The sequence below is a fragment of the Spiroplasma endosymbiont of Phycita roborella genome (assembly GCF_964031195.1).
GTDB lineage: Bacteria > Bacillota_I > Bacilli_A > Mycoplasmatales > VBWQ01 > Spiroplasma_E > Spiroplasma_E ixodetis_A.
Genome location: NZ_CAXIQJ010000005.1, coordinates 166,406 through 182,236, shown reverse-complemented (window position 1 = coordinate 182,236; position 15,831 = coordinate 166,406). Strand labels below are relative to the sequence as shown.

Sequence of the window (15,831 nt, the reverse complement as noted above, 5' to 3'; positions counted from 1 at the left end):
AGAGATAATGTCTTTATACAATAAAAAACAAAAACATTTAATCCTAGTTGATTTAGATGGTACTCTATTAAAAAGTGGTGGTCGAGAAATTCATATTAATACTAAAAAAGCACTAATTGATGCTCAAAAACAAGGTCATATTGTTTGTATTGTCACTGGTCGACCTTATCGTGGATCAATTAAATTTTATCGTGAATTAGGTCTTAATACATTACTATGCAATTTTAATGGTGGCCATATTCATGATCCAAAAATCAAAAAATTCAAACGATTAGTTTTTCCAATTTCTGAAACAATTGTTAAACATATTTTAAATGAAGACTATATTTTTCAACAAATTGAAAACGCGGTTATTGAATATTACAACAAAGCAGTATGTTGAAAAAAAGATGATTTCTTTGAAACTTATTTTCATTTAGATACTATTGAGAATGATACTTTTACAATTAGTAAATTAATTCGTGATTGAAAAGGGAGCGCTAATGCCATTTTAATTGAATTTAAAGAAAATACTAATCTTGATCAAGTATATCGTGACTTAGAAAAATATTCAAACTCAATTAAGGTAAATACTTGAAATCGCTATGATAATAATAAACTAATCTTTGAAATTTCAAGTAAATTTATTGATAAAGGAATGACAGCTCGCATTTTGGCTCAATATTATAATGTTGATATTAGAGATGTTATTGCTTATGGTGATGAAATTAATGATAAAGAAATGTTGATGGAAGTTGGCTATGGTGTAGCAATGAAAAATGGTAATATTGTTATTAAAAGTATTGCCAATGATATTACTACTAAAACTAATGATGAGGGTGGAGTTGGTGATCATTTAGCAAAATTATTAAATCTTTATGAAGAAAGTGAAATTTATATTTAATAGGAATGAAAATATATTAACTATTATTTCTATATTTGTAATATGATATAGTTTTTAAAAATTAATATAAGTTTTTAACCTATTTACTTTATTTTTAAAGTAAATAGGTTTTTATTTAAAAAAGTTTTTTATAAATTTAATATACTAAAATAAAAAAACCTATTGTTTTATTTTTTAAAACAATAGGGCATTAATTTCTACTAAATATAAATATTTTAATACTATTAATACAAAAAAACTATAAAACTTCTAAAGGCAAGAAGTCAAAAATTTCTCGGTGATTGGCACAAAACTTTAATTCCGAATCATTTTTTTGTTCTTCAATTTTAATTTTTAATTCATTTAATTGCTTTTTTATTTTAAGTAATTGAGCAGATGCTGGTGGTTGTTTATCTCATTCATCAAATAATATTTTACCTGTTTTAAAAAGTTTTTCATACTGACATTTTAAACAACTTTTTTGCTGTGATTCATGATCATGGATATTTTTGCCAAACATAAAATTACCTACTTTCCTCAATTCTTTTATTTAAATTTATTATACCAAATAATAAAAAAGGAGAATTATTTCTCCTTTTTAACTAGTAAAATGCTATAAAACCGTTGGTAAATAATGTAAGAAAAAACTATTTTCTAATTCTCATCCTCAATCACGCTGATTCTGGGGCGTTAAAATTCACCTAGCAAAACTTTCGGCAAAAAATTCATCATCAAGATTTATATTATATTTACCATTAAATCAGGCACTACGACCATAATTACTATTAACTGTTATTAAACCAAATAATAATTTTTGCTTAATATTAGTTAATTTTGCTTGTTGACCTAAATAATCAATTAAATATCAAGTACGATCATAAATTTGTTTGTTATCATTGTTAACGGTTAGTTTATGAGAAACTGATGTCATATTAGTATTAATATCACTATAACTGCTATCTGGTCACTTTCAATTAGCATTAAATGAATTTCTTTCATCAGCACTTAAACCAATAAAATTACTTAAAGCATGACCATATTCGTGAGTTGTAACACTAATTATTTGATCTGAAGATCAAAATCCCTCTTGAAATTGTTGATCAATTAAATTAATATTTGCAAATTCAGGACCATAACCCATACGTTGATTATCAGCTTTTGAATTAAAAGCAGTTCATGCTACTGTGCTATCACTTACAGCAACTGGTGCTACTTTTTGAATTAGTTTAATAACAGTGTTTTTATGAAAAACTTTAGCAAAAATATTATAAAAACGTAATTGTTGTTGCTCTGCTAATTGTAATTGTTCATTATTTAAACCAGCTTTTTTATACATTTCAACTCAATTAACATCAATGGTTTTACCACCAATTTTAGTATGAGTTAAATCATATTGTAAACTATCATAATTACTTCAAATTACATCACTTTTATTATTATCATACAAGTTATTAAATTCATCAATACTTTCTTTACTTACCATTTGATGTATTTTATATTCATATTTTTTTACCATCTTTGCATCTTTCTGGTGAAAGTTTTCATTTTAATAAACTAGCATTAGCATCATGCTTATTTAAATAGACATAATGATCACTGTCTGGAGAAAACGTTAACATTAAACCATTAACTGTTACAAGATTTAATGCTGTAATCATAGTTACTAATTTAATACCTTTTTTCATAATTAACCTCCCCTTTATATCATAATTATAATTATGATTTTACATTGTAGCATTTAAATAAAAATACTGCACTAACTATTCTCATTTATTTTTAATTTTTTTATTAGTAAAAATTTCAACTTCAAAAACAGCAAATTCTTTGCGAACCTTTATAACTTTAAATGAAAAATTTCGAAATTTTAAAAGTGGGCTATTTTTCCTTACTTTCTTTACTTTTGTTTTAAACATATATCATTCTTGGACAGTTTGTTTATTATAATTTGGAGGTTTTCTTTTTAAATAACGTTTAAATAATACTTCAAGTTTTGAAGAACCATCAACACGAAACTTATGTGTTCCTATTTCTTGTATCAATCCAATTTCATCAGTTTCATCATAAATTTTACCAACTAATTCTTCAAGAATATCTTCAAGTGTAATAATACCATTAAAATCTTTTTTATCTTTATTATTGCAGACAATAGCCATATGCATTCTTTCGGTTTGTAAAATTTCCAATGCTTCATTTAACTTAGTACGCTTAGAAATAAAAATTGCTGGTAACATTAATTGTAATAAATCTGGATTTTCATTTTCTAACATATTAATAATAAATTCTTTAATATTTAAAATACCAATTACATTTTGATTAACATGATCTAAAACAGGAATTCTACTATATTTTTCTTCTAAATATAGATGTTTAATAACTTTAGGTGGCGTATCATCATAAATATATTTAATTTTACTTTTGGGATGCATAGCTTGAAAAACTGATTTTTCATCAAATTTAATTGCAGATTCAATTAAATCACGTTCTGCTTTTTCAAGAACTCCTTCTCTTTCAATTATTGAAATCAGTTCAATAAGTTCTTGTTCAGAACTTGTTGATTTTTTACTTTTAAATTGAAATAAAGTAACAATAAAAGTTATTGGATAAAAAATAATATTAAGAATATACAAAATATATGCATAATTTAAAGCTATTGTCTCAGGATGTAATTTTGCAACACTTTTAGGTATAATTTCACCAATAATTAAAACAACAATCGCCGAAACTAAAGTTGATATTAAAGGACCATAAGTAGGAGAAACATGAAAAGAATCAATAAATAATATGGTACTTAAAGTACCAATTCCAACATTAATTACTGTGTTACCAAGTAAAATTGTTGTTAAAGTTACATTATAATTTTTAACTAACTTAAATACAATATTAGCACGACGACTTTTCTTACTACGTAATTTACCAATAGATTTAATTCTTATAACATTTAAAGAAGTTAATGATGTTTCAGCAGATGAATAAAAACCACTTAAAAATAATAAAACTAGCAATATTATTAAATAAATATACCAATTACTGTCCATATAGAAAAAAAACTACTCCTTTTGATTTTTATATTGTTATTAAGATTATAACATAGTATACTTAGTACGTTATATTTAATTATTAATTTATTACTCATATAACTTTATGATATTATATTGAAGGTGATGAAAATAAATGCGTAAAAAATTTGGACTAATAGCAGTCTTAATAATAGGCACAACAACTAGTTTACAAGTTAGTGCTTGTACAGATGATTCAAAATATCAAGAATTTATTAGTGATGTTAATAGTGGGCATGCTTTTTTTGGTATACTTGGTGCTGCTGATAATCCACTTTCTAAGCAAATTATTGACGGTTTACACACAATGCAAATCAAAAATAATAATGTACCAAGTAAATGAGATAACTGATTAACAGAAAAGAAAACTGAAATAAACAGTGTTACTACTAATGGAACTATTGATATTAAAATTTATGAAAAATCTCCTTATGCCAACCCTAGTAGTGATATTGTTAACCAATTTTGAAATGATAAAAAAATTAGTTGACAACAACAAATTTATCATTGACTACTTGACCATAAAATTTCTGATAATAGTTCAGCACCTGTTGCTGATTCAGGTGTCAAGGAAATTCAAAATCCTGTTGATAAAGAAAGAGCATTTAAAGCTTTACCAATTGTTTTTATTGTTAATAAAGGTAAACTAATAACTGTTGGTCAAGAATGAGGAACTATTGATGGTCCAAATCAGTTTTTTGATCAACTAACAGCTTTAATCACAGGTAATCTATTAAAAACTGCTGCTAAAAAAACTATATAATTTTTAAAAGAAGATAATTATATATCTTCTTTTACTTTTTTATTTCTTAATATTTTTTATTCCATTTTTTATAAATTTATATAACTAAAATACGTGTTTATTTTTTATTGTATTTTATTTATAAGGTGCTAAAATTTTAGTAGATAAGCAGATTTAGTAAAAATAACAATAATTCTAAACATTTCTAACTCATTACTTTAAAAAAAGTAATGAGTTTTATAGTTAAAAAGAGGTATCTAAAATGAATGATTTACTTATTAATAATACCAGTGAATTGGTAACTTTTAATACTAACAGTACAGATCCTACTAATATAAAAAATATTACTTGAAAAAATTCTATTCAAGAATACAAAAATAAAGTTGAACAAACATATCAAAATTTTTTAAAATCACAAGAATGAGGAAAAAAGTTAAGACAACAAATAACAACGCCATTAACAACAACTAAAAACAAAAATAGACATAAAAAAAGAAGCACAAATATATTGGTTTCAACACTCACAACTGAACAAATACAAAGATTATCAACAAAACAAATAAAATGATTAACAAATTGACAAATTAAAACATTTACAGCAGAACAAATAAAAAGTTTTACACTTCAACAAATACAAGCACTCACAAGCGAACAAATACCCGCATTAATGCCACATCAAATTGAACAATTTACATTTTGACAAATCTCTGCTTTTACAACAGAACAAATACAAGTACTAACAGAAAAACAAATACAAGCATTATTACCTGAGCAAATACAATCATTTACAGCAGAACAAATACAAAGTTTTACAATTCAACAAATACAAGCACTCACAACAAAACAAATACAAAGTTTTACAAGTGAACAAATACCTGCATTCACAATAGAACAAATTCAAGCATTAATACCACATCAAATTCAAACGCAAATACAATCATTTACAGCAGAACAAATACAAAGTTTTACAATTCAACAAATACAAGCACTCACAACAAAACAAATACAAAGTTTTACAAGTGAACAAATACCTGCATTCACAATAAAACAAATTGAACTCTTTACAAAAGAACAAAAAGAAGTATTTTGACCAAAACAAGTAATCACAAAAATTAACACCATGGATTCGCAAAATCAATCAACAACAACTGAATTTAAGCCAAATTTACCAAAAATGTAAAAAAAGATTGTAACTTAAAAGTTACAATCTTTTTAAAATCAATTTAAAATAACTTATATTGAAATAAAATTAAATTTTTGACTACTATTAATAGTAGCCTCTCGTTCAGCATTTTCTATTATTTCTTGAATATTAAAAAAACTATCATAACTAATACTATGTTTTAATATTAAAGTTCAGCACTACCAAAAGTATTATATGTTCTAGTAAATCCAATAACAACTACTTCTTATAATGAATCAACTTCATTTTGCGTTATTTTTTTATATAAAACCATTCTTTCATTTTTTAAAAATATCACTAAAAAATAAGCAAGTAAACTATTACTAAAATGATATAACTAACATAGTATCTTTACTAAATTTTTTTAATTTATCTATTTTACTTAAACTATTATTTAAAATAGTTTCTAAACAAAAATTAATCTTTAAAAAAGAAAAACTATAAAAAAGAATTAATTAATTCACTACTAATAAAAGTAGTGGGTCTCATAATAAAGTCATTTCATCCATTTACAAATTCAAATTTGGTAGTATTTTTTCAATAGTTAGTTATTGCCACAATTGGTGACATAATTATTGAAACTGTTCATGATAAACTAATTAAACTAAATGGTTTTATTCTTGATTTTCAAATAGGAGTAGTGGTAGTTTTAATATTATTGTTATTACCAGTTAATAATGGTAATTATGAATCTGTTAATGATTATGACAAAATTAAATCATCCTTTTTATTTTCATTTTAACTATCTAATTTTGTTCTTGTAAAAATGTTAATAATTGCTCAATTGCTGAATTATGATGAGAAATTTTATTTTTATCTGCTAATGACAATTCACCTAAAGTAGCATGTACTACTGGAACATAAAATATTTGATCGTAACCAAAACCATCATTACCTTTTATCTCAGTAGTGATTTCACCTTCAAGTTTACCAATAAATGCTTTAGTAATCTTATGATCAAAATCAACATAAGCAATAGCAGAAATAAATACTGCTGCACGATTAGTTTCACCTTCCATTTGTTCTAAAATGTCTAACATTGCATCATGATAGGACATTTCTCCCTTTCATCGTGCTGAGTTAATACCAGGAAAATTATTTAAAGCCAATATTTCTAATCCTGAATCATCAGCAATAACAGGACCATTCACTAATTTTGCAAGTGTTGTTGCTTTTAAAATTGTATTTTCAATAAATGATGTACCTGTTTCATTAATTTCAAGAGGAGAATTAAGATCTAACATTGATTTGACATTATATCCCTTTGTTTGTAATATACTCTTTAATTCATTAATTTTACCGATATTATTAGATGCAAACCATAAGGTTTTAGCAATCATTAATAATCAATCCCTTCACGAGCAATTTGACCTTGTTCAAAATAATGTTTAATTGATTTAACTTCACTAATTAAATTAGCACATTGTTCTAAGGCAAAAGATGCATATCTACCAGATAATGCAATTTCAATATGTCTTTTTTTATTTTTTAAAATTTCAATTAAGTCTTGTTCTTTAATCAAATTATTTTGAATACACCCTAAAATTTCATCAACAACAATAAGATCAGTATTATCACTTTGACTTAACAGTTTTAATCTAGTAAGACCATAATTAGTTTCTTGTTTTAATTTATTTTTTTCTTCTTCATCCATTTCTCAAAAAAATTTTTGCGAAGATTCATAAAAACTTTCAATTTTAAGTTTAGTATTTTGTTTTAAAAAATTAATTTCACCAGAAGGACGATTTTTTAAAAAACGTAAGTAACTAACATTAAGATTATTACCCAATGCTCTAATTACCATACCATTAAGAATTGAGGTTTTACCTCTTCCTTCACCTTTATAAATATGAATATAACCTTTTTTTAACATACTATCACTTACTTTCAATAATTTTTATTTAATAAATTGTATAATTTTATTACGGACAATACAAGCAAAATAGAGGTGTCATTTTGAAATTTAAAACTATTAAACCACCATATCAATTAGAACTATTAAAAACAAAAGGTTTAACTAATGACTTATTTTTAGTAAATAAACATTTTTTTTTAAAACAATCTAAAGATATTTTGCAACCTTTTTTGAATTTTACAAATCAAATTAATGTTATTAAATTAATTAAATCAAAAAAATTTACATTACCTATTAATGAAGTCAATATTAATAATAATAAACTATTAACCTTAATGCCATATTATCATAATTTAATTAATTTAAGCGAACAAATAATTAATAAACAAATATTAGAACAAATTTCATCATTGGTAAAACAACTACATAATATTAAATTTGATAATAAATCATTAATTAAAACTTGAAAAGGCTTAGAACAACTTAATTTATACTGTAATTTAACTACTAGTAATCCTTGCTTAGAAAAAATAACCAGTGAGGTAATCAAATGAATTGCTACTTATCAACCAACAACAATTGTTTTATCTCATAATGATTTAACATTAAATAATTTTGTTAAAAAAAATAATTGCTGATATTTAATTGATTGAGATTTTGCCTATTGAAATGATGAATTATTTGATATTGCCTCTTTTGCTTCTGAAAGTTTAACTTCTGAAACCGAAATTAATACTTGATTTAATTGTTTTAATTTAAATAATGAACAAACAATTATTGCTAAAAAATGAATGAATTATCAAAATTTAATTTGATATTATTGAGCTTGTTATTTATACGAACAAACTAATTTAAACATATATAAAGAAATTAGTGAAAGTAAATTAACTAATCTATTAAAATAAGTTATTTAAATAATTCATCATTTTAAGTCTGATTATGTAGTTTTAACTTCTTAACAAATTGAACCATAATTAGGTAATTTATTAGTAGTCTGTTTTTTTGTTCAATTTGTTTTCCTTGTAAATTTATTTCTACTATATTATTAACAGCTGAAATGTTTGATTCTATTTCAATAACTATACATTTATTATTTGAAGTGTGTTCTTGTAACAATGGCATTCTTTCATCATTTACAATTTGACAATTATCATTTGAAGTAATATTTTTATGTAAATTTTCTTTATAATCACAGTTTGCACAAATTTCATTATTATCTTTTATTTGATTTATAAATTCTTTTACTCAATATTTCATTATTTATTTACTCCCTTTTTTCTTTTTTATTTTTCATTAGCATATACCATAAAATTTAATTTTACTGGAAATAGTTTTTAATAAATAGTATTTATAATGTTTAATAATTATTGTAAATATAAAGAATATCACAATTATTATGGCTTTAATAATTTACTACTAGAATTAGCAAAATATTTAATTGTTTCTATTAAATCTTTATCCACTTGTTTTTTTAAATCATCTAAATTAGTAAATTTTAAATTATCACGAAGAAAATCTAAAAATCTAACTTTAATGATTTTTCCATATAAATCTTGATTAAAGTTTAATAAGTAAGTTTCAACTAACGGCTTATTATTACGTAACATAATTACTGTCATACTTTGATATCATTTATTATCTACTTCAGTAAGCGTAATATAAGTAGCAAGACCTGGTAGTGCATAGTTTGTTAATAACGATAAATTAGCAGTTGGAAAATTAATCGTTCTAGCCTCTTTAATACCATGAACTACTTTACCACTAATTGTATATGGCTCTTGTTGTAAACAAAGATTAGCACTACTAATATCTTTATTTTGTAAAAGTTGTTTAATATAAGTTGAAGAAACTTTGTTATTATTAATAATAATATCATTACAAAGATAAACTTGTAATGAAGATTGTTGTAATGTTTTAATATTACCTTGCCCTTGATAACCAAACCTAATATTTGGATTAACAACTACTGCTTTAACATTATTTGCCAATAATCACGAAATAAATTGCTCTGGTGAAAGTGTTGCTATTTCTTTACTAAACTTAATTTCCCAATAATAATCAAAATTATATTTAGCAATTGTTTTAATTTTATCTTCATTACTTAATAAAACCTCATTATTTTTATTACTAATTACACTTTGTGGTTTTCTATCAAAACTAATAATACATGTTTGATAATTATTTATTGTTGAATTAACTAATAATTGTTTAAATAAGGCTTGATGACCTTGATGAATACCATCAAAAAATCCTCAACAAGCAATAATTGGTTTAGACATCAATTTTTGATTTTGAATATTTAGATTTTTCAATTTTAATATCTTCATTACATTTAAAACCTCGTTGGCTTACGTATAAATTATTTTTTTGATTACGATAAATAGCTAATGGCAAATGTTCAGAATTAACAACTAAAACATATGGCTCATTAGTACTATCAATAACTAAAGGTTTACCATCAATAACACTTTTACTATTATCAACAACAATCGCTGGCATAATATTTTTAACACCATCATAAATACTAATATGATTTTTACTAACTGTTTCTTCATTGATAACATCTAAATTTAAGGCATTACTTAAATCAAAACCCGATTGATGAATTCTTCTCAAATAAGTTAAAGTTGCTGATGTATGTAAAATTCTAGCAATGTCAGTAACCAAAGCTCGAACATAAGTTCCTTTTGAACATACTACTTCAAAAGTAACTAAATCATTATTAAAACTAATTAATTTTAAAGATTTAATATAAACCTTACGTTTTGGTAATTCAACAGGAATATTCTCGCGAGCATATTCATAAAGTTTTTTACCATTAATTTTAACTGCTGCATAAGCAGGAATTATTTGCTCATATTGACGATTATTATAAAATTCAAGTGCTTTAACAATTTCTGATTCTTTTAAATCAAGATGTGGTTTTGATTCAATAATTTTACCAGTAATATCGCCGGTGTCGGTTTTTAAAAATAGTTGCATTTTTGCAATGTAAACTTTATCACTTTTTAAAATAAAATCACTAATTTTGGTTGCTTCATTCACAAGTACTACCATTAGTCCTGTTGCTAAAGGATCTAACGTACCTGTATGACCAATTTTATTTAATTTCAAACGTTTTTTAATAACAACAAGACAATCTTGTGATGTCATAAATGAAGGTTTATCTATTAATAATATATAATCTTTTAACATGCGTTTCACCTACTTTACTTCTTTATCAGAAGCTATTTCTTGATACTTTTCAACATGTTTACAATTTGGATAATTAGTACAGCCTAAAAATTTTCGATTTTGTTTTGAAGATTTAACAACCATTCAACCATCTGTACATACTAAACAAGGTTTAATTTTTTCTAATTGTTTTTGAATATATCGACATTTTGGAAATGCTGAACAACCGTTAAATTTACCATATCTTCCTGTTCTTTGCACAAGTGGGGCACCACAAAGTGGACAATCTTGATCTAATAAAACTGGTTTAATTTTAAACTCAGTCATTTTATCAAAAGCATCATCAATCCTTGGTTCAAACTTAACTCAAAAGTCTTTTACCACTTGATGCATATCAAAATTACCATGAGCAATTTGATCTAATTGAGTTTCAACTTGTGAAGTATATGTCTCATTAATAATATCATAAAAAAACTCTTGAAGTTTATCATTAGTTAAAAGACCTTTCTCAGTAGCTTTAAAAGACTTATTTTCAATAATAACATAACCGCGTTCTTTAATAGTGTTCATAATTGGATTATAAGTTGATGGTCGACCAATTCCTAGTTCTTCTAATGTTTTAATTAATTTAGCTTCTGTGTATCTTGGTTTTGGTTTAGTAAAGTGTTGCTGTAAATTTACTGACTCAACTTTAATAATTTGATTTTTTTCAAATTTTGGTAAAACTAAAAGTTCTTCATTTTCAAGACTTTCTATATCAAGCGTTAAAAATCCTTTAAACTTGATTTGTTGTCCTGTTAAACGAAATTGATAATCATTATTTTTAAATAAAACAGTAGTACTAATTAATTGTGCTGGTGCCATTAATGAACTAAGGGCACGAAAATAAATTAAATTATAAAGTTTTAATTGATCTTTATTTAAAAAATCAATAGCACGTTTATTATTCATTGTTAAATCAGTTGGTCTGATTGCTTCATGAGCATCTTGCACATTTTTTTTATTAGTCTGTTCTTTCTTCTGCCCAAGATATTGGTCACCATATTCATTAACAATTAATGTTTTGGCATTTTCAATAAATTTATCATTTAAACGTATTGAATCAGTACGAGGATAACTAATAAATCCGGTAAGTGTTCCATTAACATCAATTCCTTCATACAATTGCTGAGCAATAAGCGTTGTTTTAGCAGTACTAAAATTTAATTGCGTTGATGCTGCTTGTAATAAACTACTAGTAGTAAATGGATTTAATGAATTACGCTTACGATTTTGTTCAGTAACAGAAATTACTTGATAACTATCACTTAATGCATTTTTAATAGCAACTGCTTCTTGTTCATTATTAATAACTAACAGTTCTTCTTTATATTTTTCACAATTTAATATTATTTTTTTTTGATAAGTACTATTAATTGTTCAAAATTCTTTACTAATAAAATTAGTAATTTCACGTTCTCTTGTTGCTATTAATTTTAATGCTACTGATTGTACTCTCCCTGCACTACGTGAACCGATCTTTTTTTGTAATAGATTACTTAAGCGAAAACCAATGATACGATCAACCATTCTTCTTGCTTCTTGACTACGAACTAATGGTAAATCAATACTATGTGGAGATTTAAATGCTGTTAAAATTGCATCTTTAGTAATTTCATTAAAAGTTATTCGTGATGATATATTACTTGTTGCTAATACTTGATCTAAATGATAAGCAATTGCTTCTCCTTCGCGATCATGATCGGTTGCTAGATAAACATGAGTAATACTTTTTAATTTACTTTTTAATTCTTTTACCTTTGGCATTTTTTTGCGATCAATTTTGTAAATTGGTTCAAAAGTTTCTAAATCAATTCCCAAACCATATTGACCTTTAATTGCTAAATTACGAATGTGTCCATCCGAAGATAACACTAAATAATCATTACCTAAATATGATTGTACTGCTTTACTTTTAACTGGAGATTCCATGATTACTAATTTTGATGGCATCTTATATCTTCCTCTATATATAATTTATTAACTTTATTCAAATACTATTTTGTAATATATATAACTTTAACGCGAAAGTCAATATTTTTTTGGATATATGCTTTTTTATAAAAATTTTAAATAACTTATTAACAATTAATATATAAATTATGCTATATTTATTTAGTAAAAATTTAATATAAGTTTTTATCCTATTTATTTTTGTAAATAAATAGGTTTTTATTTTGATTTGAAAGGAACATAAAAATAAAATTTTTAAACACAAATGAGAGCGAAATTAATTCTGAAATACTTTCTAATTTATTAAAATCAATACTTCCAAATAATCCTCTTACAGTGGGATTAGTGTGTCTTGCTGGTGGAATTGGTTACTATTCATGAAATTTTTACAAAAATAAAAAACAAGAATTAAATATAAAAGTAATAGAAAAAAATGAAAATGAAAAAAAATATTTAGATGAATATAAAGAAAAAACTACATTAGACTCAAACAATCTAGTAAATAATGAAGCAAGTAATATAAGTAAATATGAATGTAGTATGACATTAGATAATGCAACTAAAATTAATCAAATAATTTTAGATAATAACAATAGCAAAAATGTTGAAGAAGAATATGATATGTTAGATGATGCAAAAGAAGCAATAAATGATGAAGATGAATGAGCAATAATTGATTTACCTTCTTATGGAAGTAATCATATTTAAAAATTTAATTATAATAAAAGTTACCATTAGGTAACTTTTATTATAATATGTCAATCTATAATCATTAATTTCATCTACTAATAATTGTTTTCTAAAATTCTTTTATTGCTTTCATAAAAAATAAATTTACTAAAATAATCATTTCAAAATAAAAAAAATAATTTTGTTTTAAAGAATAAAAAAATAATCAATTTCATTATTAAATTTGGAAAATTTTAAAGATATTTCAAAAATATAATATCAAATATCGGGAACTGAATTATTTAATATTATTCCAATTGCCTTTTCATCAGTTTTTTGAAATTTTTTTCACTTATTAATTTTATCTTCAACTATTTTAATTAAATTAATTCAATTTCTATAAAAATTTCCACCTTTTTGTTCATTAATTTGTTTATCTAACTTTTTACCAACTTTTTCAAAATCTCTTACTCCATTAGGAAAAACAAACAACACAAGATTTAATTCAACAATTTCAAGTCCTAATGTTTTTTTATTATTTATATTTTCTAAAATAAAATCTGGGCCATTTAATCTACCTTGTTCTTTTGTAGTACCTATATATTCTTTTAAAATATAATTCTTTCTTATAATTATAGGAATAGATAAATAATGTGTAGATTCATTAAATCATCTAATTTCACTATCAATATTATGCACTTTTGAAAATTTTTCGGTAATTGGTTGTTTCAAAAATGTATTAGGAATTATTTTTTTAAACTAGGTCTTAAAATATCGGGTCCTTTATTATCATGATAGTATCTTAATCATTCATCATTAGTTTTATTATGTATTAAAAAATTGAAAAATCATGATTCTATTGATTCATTAGAATGGGGAACTAAAAAATTAATAAAATCAATTTCTTTTAGATAAGATAAGTATATCTTAATTAAATGATTTTTACAAAAATCATCTGCATATATAGAGTTACTAAATTTAAATAACTCTTGTTCTTGTTCTAATTTATTTAAATTTGTTAAATGTTCAGAAATCATTTTTTTAAAATAATTTAAATCTAAACTATGACTAAAAATATTTTCTTCACAACTTTTAAATTGACATTTTTTATTTTGAAATTCATTGAAAGTAATTGTTTCTCTTCCTCATTTATTTAAATTTTTTGACATAATTAACACCTTATAAAAATGATTATTACTATATATATATATATTATAAATAATAACTACTTTTTCTTTCTTCTTTTTAATACAAATATTGGAATAACAATTGCAAAAAATATTAAAGCAGTAAAACCAATAGTAATAATCATACATATTCTATTTATCTTTTTTTTGTACTGATTTAACTCTTGTGGATTAATAATTTCATAGCCATAATAACTTATAATATTACGTTTACGAAATTTAAAAATAACAATATTAATCATATGAATAAAGAAAATAACACCTAAAATAATTGTTAATGTTATTGCATCTTTAATAATATCAGGAACATTAACTGTTCATTTTTGAATAATAAAAGTTAATTTCTGACCACTAATCAAAAACATAATGCCAATAATAATACCAAGAACAATATAACTACTAATACTTATTCAATTAATAATTATCAAGTTAGCATGAATTTTACGATAATTTCTAATTATAAAATTAGGAGGTAATAGCGATCCTTTTAGTGTTCTTTCAATATATAAATCCACTTCTCTTCTTAATGTCACAAATTCAATAATATTAATCAAAATAATAGTAAGAGCAATAATTGCTAATGGAATAGTAATTACAGGATGAGGAATAATTTTTATGTTAATCATACCAAAATATAAACTAATAAAAGTTGAAGCAATAATTAATGTCATAACACCAATAAATAATAAAATCAATTGTTTTAGCTTCTCTGATTTAATTTCTCTGCTAATTGGTTTTGGAATTTTAAAACTATTTTTATAACTAACTATTTCCATAGTATTAAATGTTTGTGGTTGATCATAATACATATCTTTTTCTTTAGTAAAGTTTTCATTGATCGGCACTGTCTTTTTTTCTTGTAAAGGTATTATATAAGAACTAGTAACTTGTATATTTTTACCATCATATTTTTTTTCATTATAATCGTTTTCATTAAAATCAGAATTATGAATATTTTCTTTATTTTTATTAATTGGTGGTACAACATTGCTAAAATAAGTGTTATTATTAGTTGATTTTTGATAATCTTCTTTATCTGATAACCTATTTTTTTGTGAAAAAAATTTATCAAATAATTTAAATTTTATTTTAGACATATACATCACCTACA

Annotated in this window: 18 protein-coding genes; 5 read left to right on the top strand and 13 right to left on the bottom strand. The window is 23.6% G+C overall.

What is annotated here, in order from left to right; genetic code table 4:
* The first annotated feature begins 7 nt into the window (after positions 1-7).
* On the top strand, positions 8-883 hold the full coding sequence (locus AAHM95_RS06895) for a Cof-type HAD-IIB family hydrolase (protein ID WP_338976204.1): 876 nt from the start codon (positions 8-10) through the stop codon (positions 881-883).
* 238 nt (positions 884-1,121) lie between these two features.
* Here the strand turns inward: AAHM95_RS06895 and AAHM95_RS06890 are convergent, their stop codons facing one another.
* From AAHM95_RS06890 to AAHM95_RS06875, 4 genes are all read right to left on the bottom strand, one after another.
* A complete protein-coding gene (locus AAHM95_RS06890; protein ID WP_342274476.1) occupies positions 1,122-1,382 on the bottom strand; it encodes a hypothetical protein in 261 nt (86 codons plus the stop codon).
* 93 nt (positions 1,383-1,475) lie between these two features.
* Entirely contained in the window at positions 1,476-2,378 is a 903-nt protein-coding gene (locus tag AAHM95_RS06885; protein ID WP_342274475.1) for a hypothetical protein, read from the bottom strand.
* The gene (locus AAHM95_RS06880) at positions 2,356-2,547 is read right to left on the bottom strand and encodes a hypothetical protein (protein ID WP_342274474.1); all 192 of its coding nucleotides are present in this window, start codon (positions 2,545-2,547) and stop codon (positions 2,356-2,358) included. Before AAHM95_RS06880 ends, AAHM95_RS06885 begins: the two co-directional genes overlap by 23 nt.
* Before the next feature lie 75 nt (positions 2,548-2,622).
* Positions 2,623-3,897 carry a hemolysin family protein gene (locus AAHM95_RS06875; RefSeq protein WP_342274473.1) on the bottom strand — a complete coding sequence of 425 codons (1,275 nt, stop codon included), beginning with the start codon at positions 3,895-3,897 and terminating at the stop codon, positions 2,623-2,625.
* 136 nt (positions 3,898-4,033) lie between these two features.
* Between AAHM95_RS06875 and AAHM95_RS06870 the strand changes: the two genes are divergently transcribed.
* On the top strand, positions 4,034-4,681 hold the full coding sequence (locus AAHM95_RS06870; protein ID WP_342274472.1) for a hypothetical protein: 648 nt from the start codon (positions 4,034-4,036) through the stop codon (positions 4,679-4,681).
* A gap of 241 nt (positions 4,682-4,922) precedes the next feature.
* Entirely contained in the window at positions 4,923-5,840 is a 918-nt protein-coding gene (locus AAHM95_RS06865) for a hypothetical protein (RefSeq protein WP_342274471.1), read from the top strand.
* Between the two features lie 749 nt (positions 5,841-6,589).
* Here AAHM95_RS06865 and rdgB read toward each other — a convergent pair.
* Both rdgB and AAHM95_RS06855 read right to left on the bottom strand, forming a co-directional pair.
* Positions 6,590-7,183 carry an RdgB/HAM1 family non-canonical purine NTP pyrophosphatase gene (gene rdgB, locus AAHM95_RS06860; RefSeq protein WP_342274470.1) on the bottom strand — a complete coding sequence of 198 codons (594 nt, stop codon included), beginning with the start codon at positions 7,181-7,183 and terminating at the stop codon, positions 6,590-6,592.
* Entirely contained in the window at positions 7,183-7,716 is a 534-nt protein-coding gene (locus AAHM95_RS06855) for a cob(I)yrinic acid a,c-diamide adenosyltransferase (RefSeq protein WP_338976195.1), read from the bottom strand. Before AAHM95_RS06855 ends, rdgB begins: the two co-directional genes overlap by 1 nt.
* A gap of 83 nt (positions 7,717-7,799) precedes the next feature.
* Here AAHM95_RS06855 and AAHM95_RS06850 point away from each other — a divergent pair, with 83 nt between their 5' ends.
* Positions 7,800-8,603: a phosphotransferase gene (locus AAHM95_RS06850; protein WP_342274469.1), complete on the top strand. Its 804-nt coding sequence runs from the start codon at positions 7,800-7,802 to the stop codon at positions 8,601-8,603.
* Positions 8,604-8,625: 22 nt separating this feature from the next.
* Here AAHM95_RS06850 and AAHM95_RS06845 read toward each other — a convergent pair whose 3' ends face one another.
* The 4 genes from AAHM95_RS06845 to topA all read right to left on the bottom strand — a co-directional run bounded on the left by AAHM95_RS06845 (position 8,626) and on the right by topA (position 12,864).
* Positions 8,626-8,955, bottom strand: a complete 330-nt coding sequence (locus tag AAHM95_RS06845; RefSeq protein ID WP_342274468.1) for a hypothetical protein — start codon at positions 8,953-8,955, stop codon at positions 8,626-8,628.
* A 137-nt stretch (positions 8,956-9,092) separates the two neighbouring features.
* Positions 9,093-10,025, bottom strand: coding sequence for a riboflavin biosynthesis protein RibF (ribF, locus tag AAHM95_RS06840; RefSeq protein WP_342274467.1), 933 nt, complete (start codon positions 10,023-10,025; stop codon positions 9,093-9,095).
* Positions 9,970-10,893: a tRNA pseudouridine(55) synthase TruB gene (gene truB, locus AAHM95_RS06835; protein ID WP_252320746.1), complete on the bottom strand. Its 924-nt coding sequence runs from the start codon at positions 10,891-10,893 to the stop codon at positions 9,970-9,972. The genes ribF and truB overlap by 56 nt, the downstream gene beginning before the upstream one ends.
* 9 nt (positions 10,894-10,902) lie before the next feature.
* Entirely contained in the window at positions 10,903-12,864 is a 1,962-nt protein-coding gene (gene topA, locus AAHM95_RS06830; protein WP_338978939.1) for a type I DNA topoisomerase, read from the bottom strand.
* A 336-nt stretch (positions 12,865-13,200) separates the two neighbouring features.
* On the opposite strand from topA, the gene AAHM95_RS06825 reads away from it, so the two are divergent.
* Positions 13,201-13,572, top strand: coding sequence for a hypothetical protein (locus AAHM95_RS06825; RefSeq protein ID WP_342274466.1), 372 nt, complete (start codon positions 13,201-13,203; stop codon positions 13,570-13,572).
* A gap of 168 nt (positions 13,573-13,740) precedes the next feature.
* Here AAHM95_RS06825 and AAHM95_RS06820 read toward each other — a convergent pair whose 3' ends face one another.
* From AAHM95_RS06820 to AAHM95_RS06810, 3 genes are read right to left on the bottom strand one after another with little or no spacing between them, the layout of a single operon-like run.
* A complete protein-coding gene (locus tag AAHM95_RS06820; RefSeq protein ID WP_342274465.1) occupies positions 13,741-14,265 on the bottom strand; it encodes a hypothetical protein in 525 nt (174 codons plus the stop codon).
* Between the two features lie 14 nt (positions 14,266-14,279).
* Entirely contained in the window at positions 14,280-14,702 is a 423-nt protein-coding gene (locus AAHM95_RS06815) for a hypothetical protein (protein WP_342274464.1), read from the bottom strand.
* 56 nt (positions 14,703-14,758) lie between these two features.
* Positions 14,759-15,817, bottom strand: coding sequence for an MSC_0882 family membrane protein (locus AAHM95_RS06810; protein WP_338978943.1), 1,059 nt, complete (start codon positions 15,815-15,817; stop codon positions 14,759-14,761).
* Positions 15,818-15,831: the final 14 nt, after the last annotated feature.